This window comes from Gryllotalpicola ginsengisoli DSM 22003 (assembly GCF_000419445.1).
Classification (GTDB): Bacteria; Actinomycetota; Actinomycetes; order Actinomycetales; family Microbacteriaceae; genus Gryllotalpicola; species Gryllotalpicola ginsengisoli.
The window spans coordinates 425320-449693 of record NZ_AULK01000001.1; the positions used below are offsets into that span (position 1 = coordinate 425320).

Sequence of the window (24374 nt, forward strand, 5' to 3'; positions counted from 1 at the left end):
ACGGAAGGGCGCCGTCACCAGCGGTGGAGCTTCGCATTCAGCACCGCGAGCGCCGCAGGGCCCGCGGTGGAGGTGCGCAGCACCTCCGGCCCCAGCCGCACGGGCTCGGCACCCGCCGCGTCGAGCGCCTCGAGCTCGGCGGGCGAGATGCCGCCTTCCGGCCCCACGACGAGCACGAGGTCGCGCCCGTCGGGCTCGAGCGCGGTGAGCGGATGCTCCGCGCCGGGCTCCAGCACCAGCATCCGTGCCCGCTCGGCCAGATCGCCGAGCCTCCTCGTGGTCGCCAGCTCCTCGACCCCCGGCAGCCAGGGGCGCATCGACTGCTTGGCCGCCTCGCGCACGATCGCCGCCCACCGCTCACGACCCTTCTCGGCCTTCGGCCCCGCCCACCGCGACACCGACCGCTCGGCCTGCCACGGCACCACCGCGTCCACGCCGAGCTCGGTCGCGGCCTGCACGGCGAGCTCGTCGCGGTCGCCTTTCGCCAGCGCCTGCACGAGCGTCACGCTGGGGCTCGGCGGGCTCTCGCGACGCACCGCGTCGACGCGGAGCGTGACGGCGGCCGCAGCGACGGACTCGGCCAGTCCGCCCACGACGAGGCCCGCGCCGTTGCCGACGAGCAGCCGCTCGCCGGGGCGGGTGCGGGCGACGGTCGCGATGTGCCGCGCCTCGGCTCCGACCAGTTCGACGACGCCGCCGACGGATGCATCCGCCAGGTCTTCGCGCAGGTAGAAGTTCGCCACGTGCGGGAGGTCAGAGGTTCAGGAAGCGATCGCGAAGCTTCGCGAAGATGCCCTGCTGGAACTGCGACAGCCGCGGCTTCTCGGGCCGGTACTGCTTCGCGAACTTCTCGATCAGCTCCCGCTCCCCGCGGCTGAGCTTGGTCGGGGTGACCACCTGCACGCCGATGCGCAGGTCGCCGCGGCCGGTGCCGCGCAGCCGGGTGATGCCGCGGCCCTTGACGGTGATGATCTCGGCGCTCTGGGTGCCGGGCCGCAGCTCGAGCTCGACCGGGCCGTCGAGCGCGTCGAAGGTGACGTCGGTGCCGAGGATGGCGTCGGTCATGGACACCTCGAGGGTGGCCAGCAGGTCGTCGCCGTCGCGGCTGAACACGTCGTGGTGCTTGACCTTGATCTCGAGGTACAGGTCTCCGTTCGGGCCGCCGGCGGGGCCCGCCTCGCCCTGGCCCGGCAGCTGCAGGCGCAGCCCCGTGTCGACGCCGGCCGGGATGTCGAGGGGGATCTTCTTGCGCGCCCGCACCCGGCCCTGCCCCTGGCAGGTGACGCACGGGGTGGCGATGATCGTGCCGTAGCCGCGGCAGGTGCCGCACGGGCTCGAGGTCATCACATTGCCGAGCAGCGAGCGCACGGAGCGCTGGATGGAGCCGGTGCCGTGGCAGATGTCGCAGGTCACCGGGTGCGTGCCGGGCTCGCAGCAGGAGCCGCCGCAGCGCTCGCACACGACGGCGGTGTCGACTTCGAGGTCGCGGTGGGCGCCGAAGATCACCTCGCCGAGCTCGACCTCGACGCGCAGCAGGGCGTCCTGGCCGCGCTCGCGGCGCGACTTGGGCCCGCGGCCGCCGGCCGTGCCGCCGAAGAAGGTGTTGAAGATGTCCTCGAAGCCGCCGAACCCGGCCGAGGCGAAGCCTGGGCCCGCCTGCGGGCCCAGGTCGTACTGCTGGCGCTGCTCGGGGTCGGAGAGCACGTCGTAGGCGTGGGTGACGAGCTTGAACCGCTCCGCCGCCTCGGCGCTCGGGTTCACATCCGGGTGCAGCTCGCGCGCCAGGCGCCGGTAGGCCTTCTTGATCTCCTCGGGGCTGGCGTCGCGGTCGACGCCCAGCACCTCGTAATGGTCTGCAGCCACGCGGGCGGCTCCTCACGTAGTGGTCGGACGGGTGGGGACGGCGTCACTCGCCGAGCGAGCGGCTCAGGTAGCGGGCCACCGCGCGGACGGCGGCCATGTTGGCCTGGTAGTCCATCCGGGTCGGGCCGAGCACGCCGAGCCGCGCGACGCCTTCGCCGGTCGGGCCGTAGCCCGAGGTGAGCACGGAGGTCTCCGGGAGGCCGAACGGCTCGTTCTCCCGGCCGATCGACACCGACACGTCGCGGTTGCCCGCGACGCCGTGCTGCTCGGCGGCCATCTCGCCGAACAGCTTGAGCAGTTCGACCTGCTCCTCGATCGCCTCGATGATCGGGTAGATGCTGCCGCTGAAGTCGTGCTCGGTGCGCACCAGGTTGGCGGTGCCGGCCATGATCAGCCGCTCCTGCCGGGTCGACTCGATGATCGACGCCAGGGCGGAGGCCAGCTCGTCGACGAGCGGGCGCGACTCCTCGGCGAAGCGCGATGCGAGCCCGCGCAGCTCGGGTGCGGCATCCGTCATCTTCTTGCCCGCCATCGCCGCGTTGGCCGCGTCGCGCAGCGCGCGCAGCGTCGACTCCTCATGGTCGACGGGCAGGTCGACGACGCGCTGCTCCACGACGCCCGAGTCGGCGATCACGACGACGAGCACGCGGCGGGGTGCGATCGCGACGAACTCGATGTGCTGCACCTTGGCGCGCGAGGTGGACGGGTACTGGATGAGCGCCACCTGGTGGGTGAGCTGCGCGAGCGCGCGGACCGTGCGCGAGAGCACGTCGTCCATGTCGACGGATTCGCCGAGGAAGACCTCGATCGCACGCCGCTGCGCCGCCGACAGCGGCCGCACGTCGGCCAGCTGGTCGACGAACAGGCGGTAGCCCTTGTCGGTGGGCACGCGACCCGACGAGGTGTGCGGCGCGGCGATCAGCTCCTCGTCCTCCAGCGCCGCCATGTCGTTGCGGATCGTCGCGGCGGACACCCCGAAACGGTGCTTGTCGACGATCGTCTTCGACCCGACCGGTTCGCGTGTGGCGACGTAGTCCTGGACGATCGCGCGCAGCACGGCCAGTCCCCGCTCCGACACCATCGGTCCTTCGCCTCCTTCCGCATCGCCGGCATCGCCGGCGGTCAGCACTCAGGGCCTATCAGCACTCAGTCCTGTTAGCACTCAGGGCCTATGACTGCCAATCCTACCGCGGCTACGCTGATCCCAACGTATCGGTCCGGAGGTCGCACCCATGTCGTACACCCCGCCGCCCGCGGGCGGTTCGCCCTACTCCAGCCCGCAGCCGCCGCTCGACCCGATGGCCGAGAGGAGCACGTCCACGGTGTTCCACGTGCTCGGCATCTTCTTCAGCTGGATCAGCGCCCTCATCGGCTACCTCATGTACAAGGACCGGGGGCCGTTCGTGCGGCAGCATCTGACGACCGAGCTGAACTTCCAGCTCACCATCGTCGCCGCCTACATCGCGGCGACGATCCTCACGGTGGTCACCATCGGGCTGCTGGGCATCCTCTTCATCGTGCCGCCCATCTTCCAGGTCATCTTCGGCATCATCGCCGCGGTGCGCGCCAACGAGGGCGCCTTCTACGAGATCCCCGTGGCGATCAAGTTCGTCAAGTAGCGCGGGTCAGCCGGTCAGGGGGTCAGGCGGTCAGGCGCCGCACGACCGCGTCGGCCAGCAGGCGCCCGGCACGGGTGAGACGGATGACTCCGCCGAGGGCCGCGGCGCCGTCGATCAGCCCGTCGGCGATGAGGCCGGCCACCTCGCGGCGACCCGACTCGGCCAGCTCGGCGACGGGTAGGCCGTCGACGATGCGCACCTGGAGCAGCACCCGCTCGACCCGGCGCGTCTCGGCGTCGAGGATCTCGCGGCCGGCGGCGGGCGAGTCGCCGGCGAGCACCCGGGCGGCGTACGCGGCGGGGTGCTTGACGTTCCACCAGCGCACTCCCCCGACGTGGCTGTGCGCCCCGGGGCCGACGCCCCACCAGTCGGCACCCCGCCAGTAGCCGAGGTTGTGCCGGGAGACGTGCGCGGGCCCCGTCGCCCAGTTGGAGACCTCGTACCAGCCGTAGCCGGCCGCGCCGAGCAGCTCGTCGGCCAGCTCGTACATGTCGGCCTCGAGGTCGTCGTCGGGCTCGGCGACCTCGCCGCGGCGGATCTGCCGGGCGAGCTTGGTGCCCTCTTCGACGATGAGCGCGTAGGCGCTCAGGTGGTCGGGCTCGCACGCGAGCGCGGCCTCGAGCGAGCGGCGCCAGTCGGCGAGGCTCTCCCCCGGGGTGCCGTAGATCAGGTCGAGGCTCACGTCGAGGCCGGCCTGCCGCGCCCACTCGACGACGAGGGGCACGCGCTCCGGGTCGTGGGTGCGCTCGAGGGTGCGCAGCACGTGCGGCACCGCCGACTGCATGCCGAAGCTGACCCGGGTGAAGCCCGCCTCGGCGAGGCGGGCGAGGTCGCCCGGGCCGACCGAGTCGGGGTTGGCCTCGGTGGTGACCTCGGCGCCGGGGGCGATGCCCCACTCGGCGCGCACGGCGTCAAGCATCCGTGCCAGGTCGCCGGGCGGAAGCAGGGTCGGGGTCCCGCCCCCGAAGAACACCGTCGCGGCGGCCCTGCCCGCCACGCCGGAGCGCTCGAGCGCGCGCGCGGCGAAGCCGATCTCGGCGATCGCCTGATCGGCGTAGTCGGTCTGCTTCACTCCGCGCAGCTCGGTGGCCGTGTAGGTGTTGAAGTCGCAGTAGCCGCAGCGCACCCGGCAGAACGGCACGTGCACGTACACGCCGAAGTCGCGCTCGCCTGCGCCGTCGGCGGCGGAGGCGGGCAGCAGCCCGTCGGCCGGCGCGGGGTCGCCGAGCGGCAGCGCGGAGGGCACGGCTACGCCGCCGAGATCGGATGCAGCGCCCGCAGGTACTTCGCCGTCATGTTCTTCTGCACCTGCCGCAGGACGGGCGAAAGGAGCCTCCACCCGAAGCTCGCCGGGCGCGAGAAGGCGCGCACGGTGAGCCACACCGAGTCGTCAGCGCGGCGCTCCAGCATGAACGCCTCCTCACCGCTCTCGGGGTGCCCGGCCAGGGTGCCGTAGGCGAAGCCGACGCGGTTCTCGTCTTCGACGACGTAGACGACCCGCACGGGCGCGTCGACCGTGAACGGGCCGAGGTGCATGCGCAGCACCGCCGACATGCCGTTGGAGATCTGCGGCTCCCCGGACTCGTCGTACACGTCCTCCGCGCGCCCGACCTCGCGCATGCCGGCCGGCGTGCCGTCGTCGTTGTAGCGGATGCCGGCGTACTGCTCGCCCGTCCCCAGGTCGATGTCGCGCACCTCGAGCCCGGCTCCACGCTGCACCCCCCACGACAACAGGGCGCTGCGCGAGGTCTGCCAGCGCTCCTCGCCGCTGCCCAGCCGGATGCTGCGCTCGACGGGCTTGAAGCCGCGCGGCGGGTACTGCAGCAGATCGGGCGCCTGGGTCGCGCCGATCGCCCCGTAGGTGACGGGGGCGGCGTCGGCGCCGGGGCGGCCCCGGCGGGCGGCGGCGGTCACTTGTCCTTGTCCTTCCGCTCCGTGTCGCCGGAGAGCGCGGCGATGAACGCCTCCTGGGGCACCTCCACCCGGCCCACCATCTTCATGCGCTTCTTGCCCTCCTTCTGCTTCTCGAGCAGCTTGCGCTTGCGGGTGATGTCGCCGCCATAGCACTTGGCGAGCACGTCCTTGCGCATGGCGCGGATCGACTCGCGGGCGATGATCCGCGCGCCGATCGCCGCCTGCACCGGCACCTCGAACTGCTGCCGCGGGATGAGCTCCTTCAGCCGGCCCGTCATCAGCACGCCGTACTGGTAGGCCTTGTCCCGGTGCACGATCGCGCTGAAGGCGTCGACCGTCTCGCCCTGCAGCAGGATGTCGACCTTGACCAGGTCGGACTCCTGCTCGCCTGCGGGCTCGTAGTCGAGGCTGGCGTAGCCCTGGGTGCGGCTCTTCAGCTGGTCGAAGAAGTCGAAGACGATCTCGCCGAGGGGGATCTGGTACTTGATCTCGACCCGGTCCTCGCTCAGGTAGTCCATGCCGATGAGCGTGCCGCGCCGGCTCTGGCACAGCTCCATGATAGTGCCGACGTAGTCCTTGGGGGCGAGGATCGCGGCCCGCACCATCGGCTCGCGCACGCTGTCGATCTTGCCCGCCGGGAACTCCGACGGGTTGGTGACCCTCACGGTCTTCTTGTCCTCGGTGGTCACCTCGTACACCACGCTGGGGGCGGTGGTGATGATGTCGAGCCCGAACTCGCGCTCGAGCCGCTCGGTGACGATCTCGAGGTGCAGCAGCCCGAGGAATCCGCAGCGGAACCCGAAGCCGAGCGCGACCGAGGTCTCCGGCTCGTAGTTCAGCGCGGCGTCCGAGAGCTTGAGCTTGTCGAGTGCCTCGCGCAGCTCCGGGTAGTCGCTCGCGTCGATCGGGTACAGGCCGGAGAACACCATGGGCTTCGGGTCGGTGTAGCCCGGCAGCGGCTCGGTCGCCGGCTTCGCCGCATCCGTCACCGTGTCGCCCACCTTCGACTGCCGCACGTCTTTCACGCCCGTGATGAGATAGCCCACCTCGCCCACGCCGAGGCCCTTCGTCGGGGTCGGCTCCGGCGCGCTCACGCCGATCTCGAGCAGTTCGTGCTGCGCCCGGGTCGACATCATCTGGATCTTCTGCCGCGGCGCGAGCTTGCCGTCCACCATGCGCACGTAGGTGACGACGCCGCGGTACGCGTCGTAGACCGAGTCGAAGATCATGGCGCGTGCGGGCGCGTCGGCCTCGCCCTTCGGGGCGGGGATGCGCTGCACGACCCGGTCGAGCAGCTCTTCGACGCCCTGGCCGGTCTTGCCCGAGACGCGCAGCACGTCGTCGGGGCTGCCGCCGATCAGGTTCGCAAGCTCCGCCGCGTACTTCTCGGGGTCGGCGGCCGGCAGGTCGATCTTGTTCAGCACCGGGATGATCTCGAGGTCGTTCTCGAGCGCCAGGTACAGGTTCGCGAGCGTCTGCGCCTCGATGCCCTGCGCCGCGTCGACCAGCAGGATGGCGCCTTCGCACGCGGCGAGGCTGCGGGAGACCTCGTAACTGAAGTCGACGTGGCCGGGGGTGTCGATCATGTTCAGCGCGAAGGTCTCGCCGTCGACCTCCCACGGCATGCGCACCGCCTGGCTCTTGATGGTGATGCCGCGTTCGCGCTCGATGTCCATCCGGTCCAGGTACTGGGCGCGCATGTCGCGCTCCTGCACGATGCCGGTGATCTGCAGCATGCGGTCGGCCAGGGTCGACTTGCCGTGGTCGATGTGGGCGATGATGCAGAAGTTGCGGATGCGCGCCGGATCGGTCGCGGCAGGCTCGAGGGGCCGCACAGCTCGTGGTGACATTTCACCGGGATTCTCTCAGACGGGGGATGGGAGTCGGCGCAGACCTTCGAGCAGCGTCTCGGTGGGGCTGGCCGCGCACACCCGGATCCAGCCCTCGCCCGTGCGGCCGAAGGCGCTGCCCGGCGCGACGGCGACGCGCTGCTCGAGCACGAACCGCTCCGCCCACGCGGCGACGTCGCCGCCCGAGACGTGCGACACGTCGATCCACAGGTAGAACGCGCCTTCCGGCTCGTGGTGACGGATGCCCCGCTGCCGCAGCAGCTGCGTCGCCAGGCGGATGTTCTCGCGATAGTGCGCCGCCGCCACGCCCACCGCGTCCTGAGGTCCGGTGAGCGCGGCGACCGCCGCGTACTGCGCCGGGGTGTTGATGCAGCTGATCTGCGCCTCCTGCACCCGCCGCATCACCTCGGTCAGCCCGGGCGGGGTGACCAGCCAGCCGGCCCGGATGCCGGTCATCGCGTAGGTCTTCGACAGCGAGAAGACCGACAGGACCCGGTCGTCCTCATCGAGCGCCGCGGGGCTCACGTGCGCTCGGGTGTGCGCGAAGCGCTCGTAGACCTCGTCGCTGATGACCCACAGGTCGTGGCGGCGCGCGAAGGCGAGCAGCTCGCGTACCGTCGCCTCGGGGAACACCACGCCCAACGGGTTCGACGGGGTGTTGACGATGAGGGCGCGGGTGCGCTCGGTGACGAGGGTCTCGAGTTCGGCGACGTCGGGCAGGAACCCGTGCTCGGGGCGCAGCGCGTAGCGGACGGGCTCGGCGTGCAGCATCCGTGCCCCCATCGGGAAGGTCGTGTAGCCCGGGTCCGGGATCAGCACCTCGTCGCCGGCGTCGAGTACGAGGCCGAGCGCCTGGAACAGCGCCTGGGTCGCGCCGACGGTGCTCCAGACCTGCTCCACGTCGACGCGCAGGCCGTTGTCCCGGGCGAGCTTGTCGACCACGGCCTGCCGGAACGCCGGGATGCCGCCGTTGGGCGTGTAGTCGGTGGCGCCCTCGTCCCAGGCCCGCTGCGCCGCCCGGGCGATGTGCTCGGCGGGCTCGACGTCGGGCTCTCCGATGGCGAGCATGAGCACGTCGGGCAGCTGCACGGCGAGTTCGTATACGCGGCGGATTCCGGAGGGCGGGACGGCGTCGACGTGCCGGGCGAGCTCGGGCATGACAGGAGCCTACGGGGCGCTGAAGGGCCCGGCGGCTCTGCTAGCATGGGAAGTCGGCTTGCGCGCGATTCCCACACCGCGCGAATCGCCGCGCGGTGTCCCTCTACCACCGAGCGGCCCAACCAGTCCGTACGAAACGAAAAGGCACTCCGTGGCAAACATCAAGTCGCAGATCAAGCGCATCAAGACCAACAAGAAGCGCGAAGAGCGCAACAAGGCCGTCAAGAGCGAGCTCAAGACCGCCATCCGTGCGACCCGCACCGCGGTCGCCGCCGGCGACAAGGACAAGGCGGCCGCCGCCCTCAAGGTGGCGGCGAAGAAGCTCGACAAGGCCGCGAGCAAGGGCGTCATCCACAAGAACCAGGCCGCGAACCGCAAGTCGGGCATCGCCAAGCTGGTCAACTCGCTCTGATCCTCCGGCTGCGCGGGCCGCACGGGTCTTCAGCAGCACAGGTCTTCTGCAGCATCGGTCTTCAGTAGTGATGGGCCCCGCTTCGGCGGGGCCCATCACTATGTGCGGGCGGCGGTGCGGCCCTTGGCGGCGACGACCCGTACCAGCCGCTCGAGGGCGAAGACCGGGTCACGCCCGGCGCCCTTGACCTCGTGGTCCGCTGCGGCGAGGGCCCGGATCGCGGCGGCGAGACCCGCCTCCTCCCACCCCTGCAGGTCCTCGCGGGCCCGCCGCACCTGCCACGGCGACAGCCCGAAGGTGCCGGCCAGCTGGCCGTCGGCGCCGCGCGCGCCCTTCAGCTTGGCCATGGTGCGGATCTTGCTGGCGAATGCGGCGACCATCGGCACCGGGTCGGCCCCGGACGCGAGAGCGTGGCGCAGGGTGATCAGCGCCTCGCCGTAGCGCCCGGCGATCGCCGCATCCGCCACGGCGAACGCGTTCACCTCGACGCGGCCGCCGTAGTAGCGGTCGACGACCTGTTCGTCGATCTCGCTCGAGCTGTCGCTGATCAGCTGCTGGCATGCCGAGGCGAGCTCGGCGAGGTCGTCGGCGAAGGCGCTGACCACCTTGCGCAGCGCCCCAGGGGTGATGCGCTTGCCCGCTCGACGGAATTCGTCGCGGGCGAAGTCGTGCTTGTCGGAGTCCCGCTTCAGCTCGGCGCAGACGATCTCGATTCCGCCGCCCGCGCCGGACCGGATCGCGTCGAGCAGCTTCTTGCCGCGCACGCCGCCGCCGTGCCGCAGCACGAGCACGGTGTCGGGGTCTGGAGCCCTCAGGTAGTCGAGCGTCTCGGCGAGGAACGCCTCGGTGAGCTTCTCGACGCCCTGCACGCGGATCAGCCGCGGCTCGCCGAACAGCGACGGGCTCGCGAGCGTCAGCAGCTCGCCGGGGGCGTAGTCGCCGGCGTCGAGGTCGTTCACCTCGAGGCTCGGGTCCGCGGCTTTGAGCGTGTCGCGCAGCGAGCGGATGGCGCGCTCGGCGAGCAGGGTCTCGGGGCCCGTGACGAGCACCACCGGTGCCGGCCGCACCTGGGTCCACGTCAGCTGCGGGATCGCCGTCTTGACTGCCACTCGTCCTCCTTGCCTCCCCAGCGTATCGGCGCGCACCGTCATCCCTGCGCCGGCGTCCACAGCGCCGACTCGGAGGCCCGCTTGGTGGTCCACAGCCCCAGCTCGCCGCCGCGGTCGGTGACGAGCACCGTGCCCTCCAGGTCGGTGCGGGCGACCTGGGTGCCGGCCGCGCGCAGCAGTTCGAGGGCCTGCGCCCGCGGATGCCCGTAGTCGTTTCCCGCCCCGCACGAGATCAGCCCGAGGCGGGCGCGCACCAGCCCGTAGATGCGGCTGCTCTGTTCGGCCGAGCCGTGATGCGCGACCTTGACGATATCCACCGGGCCGAGGCCGCCGTCGTCGATCACCGCGTCCTGCGCCTCGGCGTCGAGGTCGGCGAGGAAGAGCATGCGGGGCCCTCCCCGGTCGACCAGCAGGGTCACGCCGCCCTCGTTGCTCGTCGCCATCTCGGGGTGCGCCTCGTCGGGCCACAGCACGCTCCAGTGCAGCGCGCCCAGCGTGCCGGTGTCGCCGCGTTCGGCGAGGTGCACCGCGGCACCGCCCTGCTGCAGCAGCTCGAGTCGGGCGAGGGCGGATGCGTCGTCGGGGTGCCCGACCAGCGCCGTGGCAGTCTCCCCCGCCACGGCCTCGAGGCCGCCGACGTGGTCCTGGTCGTAGTGCGTGAGCACCAGCAGGTCGAGGTGACCGATGCCGAGCCGTTTCAGGCATGCGGTGAGCGGGTCGGGGTCGGGGCCGGTGTCGATGAGTCCGTACGCGGACCCGGAGTGCAGCACGATCGCATCACCCTGGCCGACGTCGCACAGGCCGACCACCCAGTCGTCCGGCATGCCGGCCCGCGCGGCGATCGCCGGACCGGCCTGGGCGCCGACCGTGACCGCCAGCGCGACGGCGCAGAGCGCTCCGAACGCGGCACGCACCCGCCGCACCGATCGCGCCCGCGGGCGCGCCATCGCCACCGCGACCGCCGCCATCGGGGCGACGGCGAGCAGCACCCCGGCCGCCCCTCCCGCCCACGGCAGCGCGCTGCCGGGCAGCCCGACGACCGTGTGCGCCACCTGCGCGATCCACGCCGCAGGCAGCCACGCGAGCCAGAGCAGCGGGGCCGCCAGCTGCGCGGAGAACGGGAGCACGAGGCATCCGATGACGCCGATCACCGTGGCGGGCGCGGCGGCGGGCTCGGCGAGCACGTTCGCGACGACGCCGTACAGCGGCACGGTCGGGTTCAGCATCGTGAGGATGGGCTGGCACGCCAGCTGCGCCGCGATCGGAACCGACAGGCCGATCGCGAGCCACCGCGGCAGCCAGCGGGCGAGGCCGCGCGCGAGCGGTGGGGCGAGCAGCAGCAGTGCCGCGGTGGCCGCGACGGAGAGGGCGAATCCGTAGTCGCGCGCGAGCCACGGGTCGTGCACCAGCAGCACCAGGCAGGCGAGCGCCAGGGCGGGCACGGCGCGGCCGGGACGCCCCATCGCGGTGCCCAGCACGACGATCGTCGCCATCACGGCGGCCCGCAGCACGCTCGCGCCGGGGGTCACGAGCACGACGAATCCGCCCAGGGCGCTCAGCGCGACCGCGACACGGCCGCGCCGGCCGAGCCCGCACGCTGCGCCGAGGGCGAGCACGCCGCCGACGATCACGGCGCAGTTCGAGCCCGAGACGGCGGTCAGATGGCTGAGCGAGGAGGCCTTCATGTCGGCGTCGAGCTGCACCCCCACCCGGGACTCGTCGCCGAGGGCGAGGCCGGGCAGCAGCGCGCCGCCGTCGCCAGGCAGGCGGGCGGATGCCGCGTCGAATCGCGCCCGCAGGCTGTTCGCCCAGCCGAGCCACGGCGGAGCGGTGCCCGTCGTGCGCACGCCGTCGGCATAGAGCAGCAGCGAGGTGTCGTCGGCGCTCGGGTTCACCTTCGCGGTGCCGGTGAGTTGCACGGCCGATCCGATCGCGGGCACGCGAGCGTCGCTGTCGGCGTAGACGAGCAGCGGCATCCGCCCGACGACGTGCGTGCTCCCGACGGCGACATCGGTCGCCGTCGCCTGGAACGAGATGCGCTCCTGCCCCGCGGCGTCGCCGCTCGTCCGGGCCGCCTGCGCGACCGAGGCGACGGTCGCCACGACCCGCACCGCATGCCCGTCTGCGTCGGCCAGCGCGGACGGGTGCCGGGCGGGGGCCGTCCAGCCCACGGCGGCCGCCGCGAGGGCGGCGGCCGTGAGCGCGAGCACCGCCGATCCCCGCCATCCGCGTGGCGCCGCGACGACCGCGACAGCGATCGCGACGCCGGCGGCTGCGGCGCACCACCACGCCGCTTCCGGCACGGCGACGAGCACACCCGCGGAGAGCCACGCGGCCAGCGCGGCCGGTGCGAGCCTCAGATCGGCGCGGCCCGCGCTCATCCGACCGTCACCAGATCCTCCAGCTCCGCGAAGGTCTTGTCGCCGATGCCGGAGACGTTCTTCAGGTCCTCGACGCTGGCGAAGCCGCCGTTCTGCTGCCTCCAGTCGAGGATCCGCTGCGCCAGGGCCGGCCCGACGCGCGGCAGCGTCTCGAGCTGCTCCTCCGTCGCCGTGTTCAGGTCGATCTTGGCCCCGGACGTCTCGCCGGCCGCCGCCGGCGCCGTTGCCTGACTAGTCGTCGCCGGAACCGCCTGCCCCGGCTGGGGCACGAGCACCTGTTCGCCGTCGACGAGCTTGCGGGCGAGGTTGAGCGCCGACTGGTCGGCATGGGCCGAGAAGCCGCCGGCCGCCGCCACCGCGTCGATCACCCGGCTCTCCGCCGGCAGCTCGTACACGCCGGGCCGCCGCACCTGCCCGAGCACGTGCACGATGACCGTCGCGGAGGCGGTGGCCGTCGTCGGGGCGGGCGTGACGACCGCCCCTGCCGACGGTGACAGCTCGGCGACCGACTGCACTCCCCCGCCGCCGCCGAGCAAGCCGGCCAGCACCGCCGCGCCGACGCCCAGCACGAGCAGCGCCACCGCCGCCCCCACGCCGACGCGCAGGCGCGGGGAGCGCGCCGGCGCAGCGAGCGCGCCGTCCGGTTCCGGGGTCGATTCGGTCACCCGCCGAGGCTAGGAGGGCGCCGGTGGCGACGGATGCGGCGTCGCCCGGTTCCGGGGAGAACCGGCCCGCCTCGCCGCCTGTGCGGGCGCAGTCGCTACGGCTTGGTGGCGATGTTGACGAGCTTCGGCGCCCGCACGATCACATTCACGATCTGCTGCTCGCCGACGGCGCGAGCCACCGCGGCCGACGACCGCGCGAGCTGCTCGAGCTCGTCCGCAGCGATCTTCGCCGGCACCTCGAGGCGGTCCCGCACCTTGCCGTTGACCTGGACCACCGCGGTCACGGTGTCCTCGATCAGCAGGGTGGGGTCGGGCTTGCGCCACTGCACCAGCGCCACCGTCGGCTCGTAGCCGAGCAGCTGCCACATGTCTTCGGCGGTGTACGGGGCGAACAGGTTCAGCGCCATCGCGATCACCTCGGCGGCCTCGCGCACGGCCGGGTCGGCCGGGCCGGGACCGGAGTCGATCGCCTTCCGGGTCACGTTCACCAGTTCGATCAGGCGCGCCACCACGACGTTGAACTTGAACGACTCGACCAGGCCAGGCGCGTCGGCGAGGAAGCGGTGCGTGTGCCGACGCAGCGCCACGTCGCCGTCCTTCCAGATGACGTCCGGCGCGCTGGTCACGTCGCGGGCGACGCGCCAGGCGCGGGCCAGGAACTTCGAGGAGCCGGTGGCCGAGACATCCGCCCAGTCGATGTCGTCTTCGGGCGGACCCGCGAACGCCATGGTCACGCGCAGCGCGTCGGCGCCGTACTCGCGCAGCTGCGAGGCGAACTCGACCAGGTTGCCCTTGCTCTTGCTCATGGCGGAGCCGTCCATCAGCACCTGGCCCTGGTTGAGCAGCGAGGTGAACGGCTCGGTGAAGTCCACGAGCCCCAGGTCGAAGAGCACCTTGGTCACGAATCGGGCGTAGAGCAGGTGCAGGATGGCGTGCTCTACGCCGCCCACGTACTGGTCGACCGGTGCCCACTTCGCCGCCTCCGCGGGGTCGAAGGGCTTCGTGTCGTCGGTGGCGGACAGGAACCGCAGGAAGTACCAGGACGAGTCGACGAAGGTGTCCATCGTGTCGCTGTCGCGCTTGGCGGGGCCGCCGCAGCTCGGGCAGCTCACGTTCACCCACTCCTCGGCCGCGCCCAGCGGGCTCGATCCCTTCGGCCGCAGGTCGAGGCCCGCCGCGTCGGGCAGCGTCACCGGCAGCTGGTCCTCCGGTACCGGCACCTCGCCGCACGTCTCGCAGTGGATGATCGGGATCGGGGTGCCCCAGTAGCGCTGCCGGGAGATCAGCCAGTCGCGCAGACGGTAGTTTTTCGCCGGTCCGCCGATGCCCGAGGCCTCGAGCGCCTCGGTGACCTTCTGGATGGCCGTCGTCTTGCTCAGCCCGTTGAACGGGCCCGAGTTCACGAGCCGGCCGTTGCCCACCAGCGCCTCGCCGGTCTGCGCCGGGTCGGGCAGCACGGGCGGCAGGTCGTCGGGGGCGGTGTCGCCGGTGATGACGGGGATGGCGCCGGTCACCGGAGCGTTGACGTCGACGACGACGCGCACCGGCAGGCCGAAGGCGCGGGCGAAGTCGAGGTCGCGCTGGTCGTGCGCGGGGACCGCCATGATGGCGCCGTGGCCGTATTCGGCGAGCACGTAGTCGGCGGCCCAGATCGGCAGCCGCTCGCCGGTCAGCGGGTTGAGCGCATAACGGCCGAGGAACACGCCCGTCTTCTCCCGCTCGGTCGACAGGCGCTCGATCTCCGACGACTGCCGCACCTTCTCGAGGTAGGCGGCGAACTCCGCCTTCACCTCGTCGCCCGCCCCCTCGACCAGCTCGGCCGCCAGCTCGGAGTCGGGCGCGACCACCATGAACGTCACGCCGTACAGCGTGTCGGGCCGGGTCGTGTACACCGACACCGGCTCGTCGCGGCCCTCGATCTTGAACCGCACGTCGGCGCCGACCGAGCGCCCGATCCAGTTGCGCTGCATGGTCAGCACGCGTGACGGCCAGGTCGCCTCCAGCTGCTTCAGGTCGTCCAGCAGCCGGTCGGCGTAGTCGGTGACGCGGAAGTACCACTGCGTCAGCTTCTTCTTCGTGACCTGCGCCCCGCAGCGCTCGCAGTGCCCGTCGACGACCTGCTCGTTGGCCAGCACGGTCTGGTCGTTGGGGCACCAGTTGACGCTGCCCTCCTTGCGGTAGGCGAGCCCCTTCTCGTACAGCTTGAGGAACAGCCACTGGTTCCACTTGTAGTACTCGGGGTCGCTCGTGTGCAGCTCTCGCGACCAGTCGAAGCTGGGCGCGTAGATCTTGAAGCTCGCCTTCTGCTGGGCGATGTTGGCGTACGTCCACTCACGAGGATCGACGCCGCGCTTGATCGCGGCGTTCTCGGCGGGCAGGCCGAACGAGTCCCAGCCGATCGGATGCAGCACGTTGAAGCCCTGCTGACGCCAGTACCGCGCCACGATGTCCCCGAAGCCGAAGGCCTCCGCGTGGCCCATGTGCAGGTCGCCGGAGGGGTACGGGAACATGTCGAGCACGTACTTGCGTGGGCGCGTGTCGGCGGGGTCGTCCGTCGCGAACGGCTGAAGTCGCTCCCACACCGGGGCCCACTTCTCCTGGATCGCGGCGAAGTCGTACCTCGCGTCGACGCTCTCGCGCGTCACCGTCTGCTCGGGGTCTGACACGTGTGTCCCGTCCTGTCGTGCGGCTTGGGGTGCGCGGCGCGGATCGCGCCGAACCTCCAGATTACTGGAAGGTTTCCGGCGCCGTCCGCGAGCGGGCTGGGCGCGGATCGCCGGTCAGAAGAGCTTCTTCTCGGCGAGCCACTCCTTGGCGATCTGCTGCGCCGACTCCTTGTCGACCGAGCTCTTCGTGTTCATCTCGATGAGCTCGTCGGTCGTCACCGCCTTCGACACGGTGTTCAGCACCGAGGCGACCTTGTCGCTCGCCTTCGCCGATGAGATCAGCGGCACCACGTTCTGCGCGAGGATCATGTGCTCGGGGTCGGCGAGGGTCACGAGGTGGTTCTGCTTGATCGACGGCGTCGTGGAGTAGATGTCGGCGAGCTGCACCTGGTTCTTGAGCAGCGCCGAGAGCGTGTTCGGGCCGCCGCTGTCGGCGATCGGCACGAGCGTCGCGGTGACGCCGTACACCTTCTTGAGCCCCGGAATCCCGTACGGCCGCGTCGCGAACTCCGAGTTCGCGCCCACCTTCAACGGCACGGAGACCTTCTTCAGGTCGGCGAGGCTCGTCACCTTGTACTTCTGACTGAATTGCTTGGTCACGTTGTACGAGTCGGCGTCCTGACCCGGGGACTGGTCGAGCACCTCGAAGCCGGTCGGCGTCGCCTTCTGCAGCGCCGAGTAGACCTCGTCGCTGGACTGCGCGGTCGCTTTCGAGTCGAAGAACTGCAGCAGGTTGCCCGTGTATTCGGGCACCAGGTCGATCTCGCCGTTCTTCAGCGCCGCGATGTACCGGTCGCGTTCGCCGATGTTGGGTTTCACATCGGTCTTGATGCCGTTGTCGCTGAGCGCGTCGGCGTAGATGTAGGCGAGGATCTCGCTTTCGGGGAAGTTCGCCGAACCCACGACGACGGTGTCCGACGACGCCGTCGAGGTGTCGTCGGCGAGCGGGTTGCCGGACGAGCATCCGGTGAGCGCGAGGGCGCCGAGCGCGAGGGCGCCGAGCGCGCCGATCAGGCCTCTTCTGGTGCGAGCCATGTCTGATCCTTTCGAGTGGGTGACCGTGTCGCGGTTCCGACGTCGGGAGTTCGGCCGGCGGCGACCCCGCGCGGGGTGGCCAGGCGCTGCACCAGGGCGAACAGCCCGTCGGCGAGCAGGGCGAGCACGATCACGATGAGTGAACCGGCGAGCATCTGCGCGTAATCCTGATTCGGCAAAGCGTCGTAAAGAAAGCGGCCGAGACCGCCGACCGGCAGGTAGGCCGCCACCGTCCACGTCGCGATCACCTGCAGGCAGGCAGAGCGGATGCCTCCGACGATGAGCGGGAGGGCGAGCGGCACCTCCACCTGCCACAGCACCTGCCACCCCGTGAATCCGATCGACCGCGCCGCGTCGATCACGCTGCGGTCCACGGATTCCAGCCCGGCGTACGCGCCGGCGATGACCGGCGGCAGTGCCAGGACGACGAGCGCGATCAGGGGCGCCTGGATGCCGATGCCGCCGATCCAGAGGGCGAGCAGGATCACGATGCCGAGCGTCGGAAGGGCGCGCATCGCCCCGGTCAGCGGCACGATCACGTCGCGGCCGCGGCCGGTGTGCCCGATGTACAGCCCGACGGGCAATGCGATCGCGATCGCGATGAGCAGGGTGAGGCCGGTGTAGCCGAGGTGTTCGAGGATGCGCTGCGGAATGCCGCTCGGGCCGGCCCAATGGCCCGGCGCCGCGAGCCAGGCGAACGCCTGCGAGTAGGAGTTCATCGCAGCACCACCTCGCCGCCCGGGAGGGTGGCGGGCACTATGCCGCGCGGCCGCCTTCCGGTGCGCGTCCAGGGCAGCAGGGCGCGCCCCGCCAGCACGAGCAGGCCGTCGAACACGAGGGCGATCAGCACGGTTCCGATCACGCCGACCCACACCTCGAGCGGGAAGGACCGCTGGTATCCGTCGAGGAAGAAGAAGCCGAGGCTGTTGACGCCGATGACCGAGCCGACGCTGACCAGCGACACGGTGCTCACCGAGACGACCCGCAGCCCGGCCAGCAGCACCGGCCCGGCGAGGGGAAACTCGACGCCCCAGAAGCGTCGCCAGCTGCTGAACCCGACCGCCGAGGCGGACAGCTTCACGTCGGCGTCGACGGACGCCAGGCCGTCGGCGGCGGTGCGCAGCATCAGCGCCAGTGCGTACAGCGTGAGTGCGATCTCGACGTTCAACGGGTCGAGGATGCGAGTGCCGATCAACGACGGCAGCACGGTGAACAGCGGAAGGGAGGGCACGGCGTACAGCAGGCCCCCGAGCGTCAGCAGCAGCCCGCGCGAGAGCGCGAACCGGTTGGCGAGCCAGCCGAGCGGCACCGACAGGGCGAAGCCGATCACGATGGGCGGCACCGAGAGCCACACGTGCGCGAGACCGTACTGCGCGATCTGCGCCCAGTTGCCGGAGACCCAGTTCACCGCAGGATGCTCCGCGGCCGCCCGGCGTCGACGAACCCGGCCACGAACTCGTCGGCGGGGCGCTCGAGCAACTCGACGGGTGGGCCGACCTGGGCCACGGTCCCGCCGGGGCGGAACAGCACGACCTGATCGCCGAGCAGGAACGCCTCGTCGATGTCGTGGGTGACGAAGACGACCGTCTTGTCGAGCTCCTGCTGCAGCCGCTTCAGCTCGGTCTGCAGCTCGAGACGCACCAACGGATCGACCGCGCCGAACGGCTCGTCCATCAGCAGGATGTCCGGGTCGGCGGCCAGCCCGCGGGCCACCCCCACGCGCTGCTGCTGCCCGCCCGAGAGCTGGGCGGTGTAGCGGCCTGCGAGGGAACGGTCGAGCCCGACCACGTCCATCAGCTCGCGCGCCCGCTCGCGAGCTGCGGCGCGCTTCTCGCCGCGCAAGACGGGTGAGCCGCCCCCTTCATTCGGTCCGGACGTTCTGTGAGTCGTCGGTTTCCATTTGATGGGTGCACTGTCGAGCGTACTCGGCTGGGGGTAGGTAGCCGAGCGAGGAGTGCCGGCGGTGGTGGTTGTACTCGTCCTTCCAGTCGCCGATGATGACCTGCGCGTGCAGCAGCGAGTAGAAGCTGTTGATGTTGAGGCACTCGTCGCGGATCCGGCTGTTGAACGACTCGACGTACCCGTTGCGCCACGGCGAGCCCGGAGGGATGTAGGACAGGCCGGTGCGGGTGCCGGCCCAGTCGGCCATCGCCTCGCTGATGAACTCCGGCCCGTTGTCCGACCTGAGCACCGCCGGGGCGCCCCGGGCGGCGACGAGGTCCTCGAGGTGGGCGGTGAGTCGGTCGGCGGTAATCGAGCGCTCCACGAGGCCGCCGATGCACTCCCGGGTGTGTTCGTCGACGATCGAGCAGATCTTGATCGGTCGGCCGTGCTCGTCGGCGTCGAACTGAAAGTCCACCGCCCACACCACGTTCGGCGCGTCCGCCGTCGGCGCGTCGACGGTCGAGGACCCGACGCGCTTGCGTCGACGCCGCTGCGGGACCCGGAGCCCTTCGTCACGCCACAGGCGTTGGATCTTCTTGTGGTTCACCACCCACCCCTCGGCGCGGGCGTCGTGATACGCCCGCCGGTACCCGTAGCGGGGATGGTCCTTCGCCCAGGCGCGCAGCCACTCCCTGAACGCCCGATCCGGGTCCGCGACCGTGTCGCCCTTGAGCGGTCGCCGATACGCGGAGCGGCTCAGCCCGACCAGACGGCACGCCATCCGTTCGCTCACCCGCAGCTTGCGCTTGAGGTGATCGACGGCGGCGCGGCGCCTGTCCGGGCTTAGAAGTTTCCCTCAGCCAGCTCCTTGAGCGCGGCCTTCTCCAGCTCCGCTTCCGCGAGCAGACGCTTCAGGGTCGCATTCTGCTTCTCCAGCTCCTTCAGGCGCTTTGCGTCGTCGGCCTTGAGGCCGCCGTACTGGTTCCGCCACCGGTAGTACGTCTGCTCGGACACCACGAGCTCCCGGCACACCGCCGCGACGTCCTGACCGTCGGCGAGCATCCTGTCGGCCTGCCCGAGCTTACGGACGACCTGCTCCGGGGTGTGACGCTTCCTGCTGTTCGTCATGATCTGACCAGTCTCCCTGCCCGCGACCGCGGACAACAGGACGACTCTCATAACGACTGGACCTACGAAACGGGGTCAGCCCACGGGGACCGTGGCGATGTTGTCGAGGACCGTGCGGTGCGGCAACAGCCCGGAGTTCTGCATGACATAGCCGATCGAGCGGCGCAGCTTCACCGGATCGAGGCCGGCGACGTCCTTCCCGTCGATCAGGACCTCGCCGCGCGTCGGGTCGACCATGCGGTTGATCATGCGCAGCACGGTCGTCTTGCCGCTGCCCGACGAGCCCCCGAACACGGTCACCTGCCGCGCCGGGATCACCAGGTCGAGGCCGGTCACCGCGACGGTGCCGTCGGGGAACCTCTTCATGACACCGCGGAATTCGATCACCGCACCATCCGAGCATGCACCACCGACACCCGGCAACGACTTACGTCAGCAGCGAAAGCGGCCGGCTCAGTTGTAGTAGCGCGCGAGGTACGCGCCGATCACCGCGCGGGCCTCGTCGATGTACTTCTCGTCGCCGTCGCCGCCGCCCACGAACGCCCGGCTGACGAGCGCGTCGCCGATCTCGATCGCGATGCCGAGGCGGAAGACCAGTTCCTCCCCTTCCGGCAGGCCGTAGTCGTGCACGAGCACCTCGGCCAGCGCCGCGGCGAACTCTTCGGTCTCGCTCGTGAACTCGTCACCGTCGACGTTCCCGCGCTCGTCGTCGGCGAAGCGGATGATCCGGAAGCCGCTCTCGGTGCGGTACATCGAGACGAACGCGTCGATCGCGCAGTCGACCGCGCCGAGCCAGGTCGGCGGGCTGACCTCCTCAAGCCGCGAGACGACGGCGAGGCGGTAGCGGGCGATCGCGCGCTCACGCAGACCCTGCAGCAGCGCGATGCGGTCGGGGAAGTAGCGGTAGACGGTTCCGATCGAGGCATCGGCCCGTTCGGCGACCATGGCGGTGGTCAACCGGTCGAAACCGATCTCGTCGACCACCGCGGCCGCGGCATCCAGCAGAGCGTCCACTCGAGCGGCGCTGCGCTCCTGGATGGGCTCCGTGCGCACCAGTGCGGCCAAGGATCGTTCAGGGTCTTTCGCGAGGTCGTGAATCGGCACTCGTCGGATCTCCTTTGTGTCAGGCTCGCATGGAGTCTAGACCCCCCGGGCAGAGACCGGACGGATCCTCAGCGTTTGGGGCTACGGCGCGTCCCCGCGTCTGCAAGACTCGTAAGCGATGTCCGAGCCGACCCGCGAGATGCATCGCGCCGCCCGCATCGACGACGCCGTCAATCGCTGGCGCGCCCGGCGAGCGCGCGGCAAGGGGTATCTGCCGACCGTGCTGCCGTATGCGGGGTACGGCGCACCCACCTGGGCGCGCATCCTGGGCCGTGTCGTGCTGGCGAAGGAGCCCCGGCCCGGCAGCCGCACCGACCGGCTCTACCGGCGCCGCGAAGAGAGCGTGCGGGGCTGGCGCAGCTTCACCAGCGTGCCGGTCGGCGATGTGCCCGTCGTCGCCGAGATCGAAGGGGTCGAGCATGTGCTGCACCCGGACCGCGGCGGAGTCATCGACGAGGTCATCCCCATCGACCTGCCGCCCGGCCGTCATGACGTGCTGCTGCGCCCGCACGGCTCCGACTCGGTCAGCACCGCTCCCCTGCTCATCGTCGACCCGGCGGTGGAGTTCGGGGTCGTCAGCGACGTCGACGACACCGTCATGGTCACCTGGCTGCCGCGTCCGCTGCTGGCGGGCTGGAACACCTTCGTGCTCGACGAGCACGCCCGGGTCTCCACCCCGGGGATGGCCGTGCTCTACGAGCGGGTGCGGACCGAGCATCCGTCGTCGCCCTTCATCTATCTCTCCACGGGTCCGTGGAACGTCGCGCCCACGCTGCGTCGGTTCCTGACCCGCAACCTGTTCCCGTCCGGCCCGCTGCTGCTCACCGACTGGGGGCCGACCCACGACCGCTTCTTCCGCAGTGGCCGCGTGCACAAGGAGCAGAACCTGCAGCGGCTCGCGGCCGAGTTCCCCGGCATGAAGTGGCTGTTGTTCGGCGACGACGGCCAGCACGACGAGGAGATCTACAGCACCTTCATCGCCCAGCACCCCGGGTCGGTGGTGGCGGTCGCGATCCGTCAGCTCTACTTCACCGAGGCGGTGCTCGCCGGCGGACGGTCCAAGGCGCAGGTGCGCAGCGAGGCGGTGGGCGTGCCGTGGGTGTACGGGCCGGACGGCATGAGCCTCTACAAGCAGCTGCGCGACCTCGGCATCATCAGCGCGCGGCACGACGAGGACAAACGCGTCTGACCGCCGGCTCGTTAGCGTAGAAGGCGTGCACTACCTCGCCGCGCTGCGCGCGTCCTCCCGCGTCCCGCTGCTGCAGGCGGCCAAGTCGGCGATCGCCACGGTGCTGGCCTGGATGATCGCCGGCGCCCTCGTGCGTTCCCAGCTGCCCGTGTTCGCCGGCATCGCGGCACTGCTCGTCGTGCAGCCGAGTCTCGGCCAGTCGCTCTCCCGCGCGATCGAGCGCAGCCTCGGCGTCATCGCCGGCGTGCTCGTCGCCTTCCTCATCGGGCTGGCCTTCGGCGACGACTACTGGATCGTCCTGCTCACCATCGTCGTCGCGATCGGCGTCGCGTGGGCGTTGCGGCTCACCGCCACCTCCAGCACGCAGGTCGCGATCAGCGCGATGCTCGTCCTCTCCGTCGGCGCGAACACCAGCTCCTACGCCGTCGACCGCATCATCGACACTCTGATCGGCGCCGCGATCGGCGTGATCGTCAACGTGGCGATCGTGCCGCCGGTGCAGGTGGCGCCCGCACGGGATTCGGTCGACGCGCTGATCGGCGAGATCGCCGAGCGGCTGGACGCCCTCGCCGCCGCGCTCAGCGCCCCGCAGACGGCGCAGCAGCTCGACGAGCTGCTCGTGCTCGCGCGGCTGCTGCGCCCCATGCAGGAGAAGGCGAACGCGGCCATCGCCGCCGCCGAGGAGTCCCTGTCGATCAATCCGCTGCGCTCCCGGCACGAGGCCCGCCTCGCCGAGGCGCGCGAACTGCGCGACCGCGGCGCGCGGCTCGTCGCGCGCGTGGTCCCGATGACGCGGACGCTGCACGACCGGTACCGGACGGACCTCGTCGAGGAGCCCGAGGTCTCGGCCATCGCCGAGGAGGCGCGCCGCGCCGCCCACGACCTGCGGCTGCTCCGGCTCGACCGCGCCGCCGCCGGCGAGAGCCGGCCCGAAGAGCCGCCCGCCCTGACTCGGCCGCTCGTCGTCTCGACGCCCGACCCCACGCATTGGATCCTGATCGGCTCGCTGCTCGAGGACCTGAGGCGGATCCGCGAGGAGATCACCGGCGAAGACGCCCTCTGACGCGCCCGGCGCAGCCCGCGCATCCGTCGCCGCGCTCGGCGTCCCTGCTCGCCACGCGGCGGATGTCTCGACCATTACCTGAAGGTTCGGCTAGTTTGTGCTGGGACTGTGACCACCGACCCCCGGGAGACCTGTGCGCAGAAAGCGACTTGTCGGAGCGATCGCCGCGGTGAGCGCCGCGGCCCTGTTGGGCGGGACGTTGATGATGTCCCCCGCGCTCGGCGCCGACGACCACAAGTACCCGACCCTCGACGAGGTCAAGAAGGCCAAGGGCAACGCCGCCGCGGCGAAGGCCGAGTACGCCCGCATCACCGCCGCTCTGCAGGGACTGCAGGAGGCCGCGACCGAGGCCGCAGCCGACCAGCTGAAGAAGCAGGTCGAGTACACGATCGCCGAGCAGGCGCTGCAGGCGGCGACGAAGAAGGCCGACGATCTGCAGGCTCAAGCGGATGACGCGAAGCAGGCCTCCTCGGAGGCGTCGAAGCGCTACGGCCGCCTCGTGTCGCAGATGTACGTCACCGGCGGCCAGAACGTGACCACCCAGTTGCTCCTGCAACCGGGCTCCAGCGACGACCTGCTGCAGAAGCTCGGCACGATGAAGCAGCTCACCGCGCAGAGCTCCACGCTGCAGAACGAAGCCGAGCAGAAGGCCAACCTCGCGGGGTCGCTGTCGAAGCAGGCGGCGAAGGCGGAACAGGTGCGCACCGGGCTCGCCGCCGACGCGCAGAAGAAGCTGGCCGCGGCGCAGGCCGCAACGCAGCGCGCGCAAGAGGCGGTGGCCGCGCAGAAGAAGAAGAGCGAAGAGCTCTACCACCTCGCCGCCGTGCTGCAGGGCAAGTCCGATGCGGTCGAGAAGAAGTACCAGGAAGGCGTCGCCTATCGTGCCGCCGTCGCGAAGGCGAAGGCCGAGGCGGCCGCCCGTCAGGCGGCGCAGGCCGCGAAGGCCGCCGCCAACGGCAGCGCGGATCGCCTGTACCTCGTCGCGCAGGGCATCAACGCGGACCCGGCAGCGGCGCAGGCCTACGCGCGCGGGCGGCTCGCCTCCTACGGCTGGGGCAGTGACCAGTGGAGCTGCCTGTACCAGCTGTGGACGATCGAGTCGGGATGGCGGGTGAACGCCTACAACCCCTCCAGTGCCGCCTACGGCATTCCGCAGGCTCTGCCGGCGACCAAGATGGCGACCTACGGCAGCGACTGGATGACCAGCTACGTGACGCAGATCAACTGGGGGCTGGACTACATCCGCAGCTCGTACTCCACCCCGTGCGGCGCGCTGAACTTCGAGACGTCGCACACCCCGTACTGGTACTGAGCCGCGGACGGGGGCGCGTCGC

General features: G+C 71.1%; 21 protein-coding genes and 2 pseudogenes. 5 read left to right on the forward strand and 18 right to left on the reverse strand.

Annotated features, from left to right (window positions below):
* Positions 1–14: 14 nt before the first annotated feature.
* From H563_RS0102030 to hrcA, 3 genes are read right to left on the reverse strand one after another with little or no spacing between them, the layout of a single operon-like run.
* Positions 15–743, reverse strand: coding sequence for a 16S rRNA (uracil(1498)-N(3))-methyltransferase (locus H563_RS0102030; RefSeq protein ID WP_022880956.1), 729 nt, complete (start codon positions 741–743; stop codon positions 15–17).
* 10 nt (positions 744–753) lie between these two features.
* The gene (gene dnaJ / locus H563_RS0102035; protein WP_022880957.1) at positions 754–1863 is read right to left on the reverse strand and encodes a molecular chaperone DnaJ; all 1110 of its coding nucleotides are present in this window, start codon (positions 1861–1863) and stop codon (positions 754–756) included.
* Positions 1864–1906: 43 nt separating this feature from the next.
* Positions 1907–2944, reverse strand: a complete 1038-nt coding sequence (gene hrcA, locus H563_RS0102040; protein ID WP_022880958.1) for a heat-inducible transcriptional repressor HrcA — start codon at positions 2942–2944, stop codon at positions 1907–1909.
* 151 nt (positions 2945–3095) lie between these two features.
* Between hrcA and H563_RS0102045 the strand changes: the two genes are divergently transcribed.
* On the forward strand, positions 3096–3482 hold the full coding sequence (locus tag H563_RS0102045; RefSeq protein ID WP_022880959.1) for a DUF4870 domain-containing protein: 387 nt from the start codon (positions 3096–3098) through the stop codon (positions 3480–3482).
* A 22-nt stretch (positions 3483–3504) separates the two neighbouring features.
* Here the strand turns inward: H563_RS0102045 and hemW are convergent, their stop codons facing one another.
* The 4 genes from hemW to H563_RS0102065 are packed head-to-tail and all read right to left on the reverse strand — an operon-like array spanning position 3505 to position 8404.
* Positions 3505–4728: a radical SAM family heme chaperone HemW gene (gene hemW / locus H563_RS0102050; protein ID WP_022880960.1), complete on the reverse strand. Its 1224-nt coding sequence runs from the start codon at positions 4726–4728 to the stop codon at positions 3505–3507.
* A gap of 2 nt (positions 4729–4730) precedes the next feature.
* Complete coding sequence (locus H563_RS0102055; protein WP_022880961.1) at positions 4731–5396, reverse strand: DUF1990 family protein; 666 nt, start codon at positions 5394–5396, stop codon at positions 4731–4733.
* The gene (gene lepA / locus H563_RS0102060; protein ID WP_022880962.1) at positions 5393–7246 is read right to left on the reverse strand and encodes a translation elongation factor 4; all 1854 of its coding nucleotides are present in this window, start codon (positions 7244–7246) and stop codon (positions 5393–5395) included. The genes H563_RS0102055 and lepA overlap by 4 nt, the downstream gene beginning before the upstream one ends.
* Before the next feature lie 15 nt (positions 7247–7261).
* Positions 7262–8404 carry a pyridoxal phosphate-dependent aminotransferase gene (locus H563_RS0102065; protein ID WP_022880963.1) on the reverse strand — a complete coding sequence of 381 codons (1143 nt, stop codon included), beginning with the start codon at positions 8402–8404 and terminating at the stop codon, positions 7262–7264.
* 151 nt (positions 8405–8555) lie between these two features.
* On the opposite strand from H563_RS0102065, the gene rpsT reads away from it, so the two are divergent.
* Entirely contained in the window at positions 8556–8816 is a 261-nt protein-coding gene (gene rpsT, locus H563_RS0102070) for a 30S ribosomal protein S20 (RefSeq protein ID WP_022880964.1), read from the forward strand.
* Positions 8817–8914: 98 nt separating this feature from the next.
* Here the strand turns inward: rpsT and holA are convergent, their stop codons facing one another.
* From holA to H563_RS0102130, 11 genes and pseudogenes are all read right to left on the reverse strand, one after another.
* On the reverse strand, positions 8915–9967 hold the full coding sequence (holA, locus tag H563_RS0102075) for a DNA polymerase III subunit delta (protein ID WP_051142619.1): 1053 nt from the start codon (positions 9965–9967) through the stop codon (positions 8915–8917).
* Positions 9964–12306 (reverse strand): ComEC/Rec2 family competence protein, encoded by a 2343-nt coding sequence (locus H563_RS14550; protein WP_022880966.1) that lies wholly within the window; start codon positions 12304–12306, stop codon positions 9964–9966. The genes holA and H563_RS14550 overlap by 4 nt, the downstream gene beginning before the upstream one ends.
* Positions 12303–12971 (reverse strand): ComEA family DNA-binding protein, encoded by a 669-nt coding sequence (locus tag H563_RS0102085; protein WP_022880967.1) that lies wholly within the window; start codon positions 12969–12971, stop codon positions 12303–12305. The genes H563_RS14550 and H563_RS0102085 overlap by 4 nt, the downstream gene beginning before the upstream one ends.
* A 95-nt stretch (positions 12972–13066) precedes the next feature.
* Entirely contained in the window at positions 13067–15637 is a 2571-nt protein-coding gene (gene leuS, locus H563_RS0102090; RefSeq protein WP_022880968.1) for a leucine--tRNA ligase, read from the reverse strand.
* A gap of 114 nt (positions 15638–15751) precedes the next feature.
* A complete protein-coding gene (locus H563_RS0102095) occupies positions 15752–16672 on the reverse strand; it encodes an ABC transporter substrate-binding protein (protein WP_027478989.1) in 921 nt (306 codons plus the stop codon).
* Positions 16648–17391, reverse strand: a complete 744-nt coding sequence (locus tag H563_RS0102100) for an ABC transporter permease (protein ID WP_022880970.1) — start codon at positions 17389–17391, stop codon at positions 16648–16650. The genes H563_RS0102095 and H563_RS0102100 overlap by 25 nt, the downstream gene beginning before the upstream one ends.
* Positions 17388–18080 (reverse strand): ABC transporter permease, encoded by a 693-nt coding sequence (locus H563_RS14555; RefSeq protein ID WP_022880971.1) that lies wholly within the window; start codon positions 18078–18080, stop codon positions 17388–17390. The genes H563_RS0102100 and H563_RS14555 overlap by 4 nt, the downstream gene beginning before the upstream one ends.
* A gap of 2 nt (positions 18081–18082) precedes the next feature.
* Positions 18083–18520 (reverse strand): annotated as a pseudogene (locus tag H563_RS14560) (ATP-binding cassette domain-containing protein); the annotation flags it as partial.
* 13 nt (positions 18521–18533) lie between these two features.
* A protein-coding gene (locus H563_RS0102115) for an IS3 family transposase (protein ID WP_087132324.1) occupies positions 18534–19684 on the reverse strand; the annotation gives its coding sequence in 2 pieces (ribosomal slippage) (positions 18534–19414 and positions 19414–19684; 1152 coding nt in all).
* A gap of 81 nt (positions 19685–19765) precedes the next feature.
* A pseudogene (locus H563_RS0102125) lies at positions 19766–20071 on the reverse strand (ATP-binding cassette domain-containing protein); the annotation flags it as partial.
* A gap of 66 nt (positions 20072–20137) precedes the next feature.
* Complete coding sequence (locus H563_RS0102130) at positions 20138–20737, reverse strand: TetR/AcrR family transcriptional regulator (RefSeq protein WP_245556803.1); 600 nt, start codon at positions 20735–20737, stop codon at positions 20138–20140.
* A gap of 169 nt (positions 20738–20906) precedes the next feature.
* Between H563_RS0102130 and H563_RS0102135 the strand changes: the two genes are divergently transcribed.
* From H563_RS0102135 to H563_RS0102145, 3 genes are all read left to right on the forward strand, one after another.
* Complete coding sequence (locus H563_RS0102135; protein ID WP_022880975.1) at positions 20907–21977, forward strand: App1 family protein; 1071 nt, start codon at positions 20907–20909, stop codon at positions 21975–21977.
* A 25-nt stretch (positions 21978–22002) separates the two neighbouring features.
* A complete protein-coding gene (locus H563_RS0102140) occupies positions 22003–23040 on the forward strand; it encodes an FUSC family protein (protein ID WP_022880976.1) in 1038 nt (345 codons plus the stop codon).
* Positions 23041–23242: 202 nt separating this feature from the next.
* Complete coding sequence (locus H563_RS0102145) at positions 23243–24352, forward strand: coiled-coil domain-containing protein (protein ID WP_155864956.1); 1110 nt, start codon at positions 23243–23245, stop codon at positions 24350–24352.
* Positions 24353–24374: the final 22 nt, after the last annotated feature.

Excerpts from the sequence above, each read along its gene's own strand:
- H563_RS0102135 (WP_022880975.1), top strand. The coding sequence starts at position 20,907 with ATGTCCGAGCCGACCCGCGAGATGCATCGCGCCGCCCGCATCGACGAC.
- H563_RS0102065 (WP_022880963.1), bottom strand. The coding sequence starts at position 8,404 with ATGCCCGAGCTCGCCCGGCACGTCGACGCCGTCCCGCCCTCCGGAATC.
- holA (WP_051142619.1), bottom strand. The coding sequence starts at position 9,967 with ATGACGGTGCGCGCCGATACGCTGGGGAGGCAAGGAGGACGAGTGGCA.
- hrcA (WP_022880958.1), bottom strand. The coding sequence starts at position 2,944 with ATGGTGTCGGAGCGGGGACTGGCCGTGCTGCGCGCGATCGTCCAGGAC.
- lepA (WP_022880962.1), bottom strand. The coding sequence starts at position 7,246 with ATGTCACCACGAGCTGTGCGGCCCCTCGAGCCTGCCGCGACCGATCCG.
- H563_RS0102145 (WP_155864956.1), top strand. The coding sequence starts at position 23,243 with ATGATGTCCCCCGCGCTCGGCGCCGACGACCACAAGTACCCGACCCTC.
- H563_RS0102095 (WP_027478989.1), bottom strand. The coding sequence starts at position 16,672 with ATGGCTCGCACCAGAAGAGGCCTGATCGGCGCGCTCGGCGCCCTCGCG.
- H563_RS0102100 (WP_022880970.1), bottom strand. The coding sequence starts at position 17,391 with ATGAACTCCTACTCGCAGGCGTTCGCCTGGCTCGCGGCGCCGGGCCAT.
- H563_RS0102045 (WP_022880959.1), top strand. The coding sequence starts at position 3,096 with ATGTCGTACACCCCGCCGCCCGCGGGCGGTTCGCCCTACTCCAGCCCG.
- H563_RS14550 (WP_022880966.1), bottom strand. The coding sequence starts at position 12,306 with ATGAGCGCGGGCCGCGCCGATCTGAGGCTCGCACCGGCCGCGCTGGCC.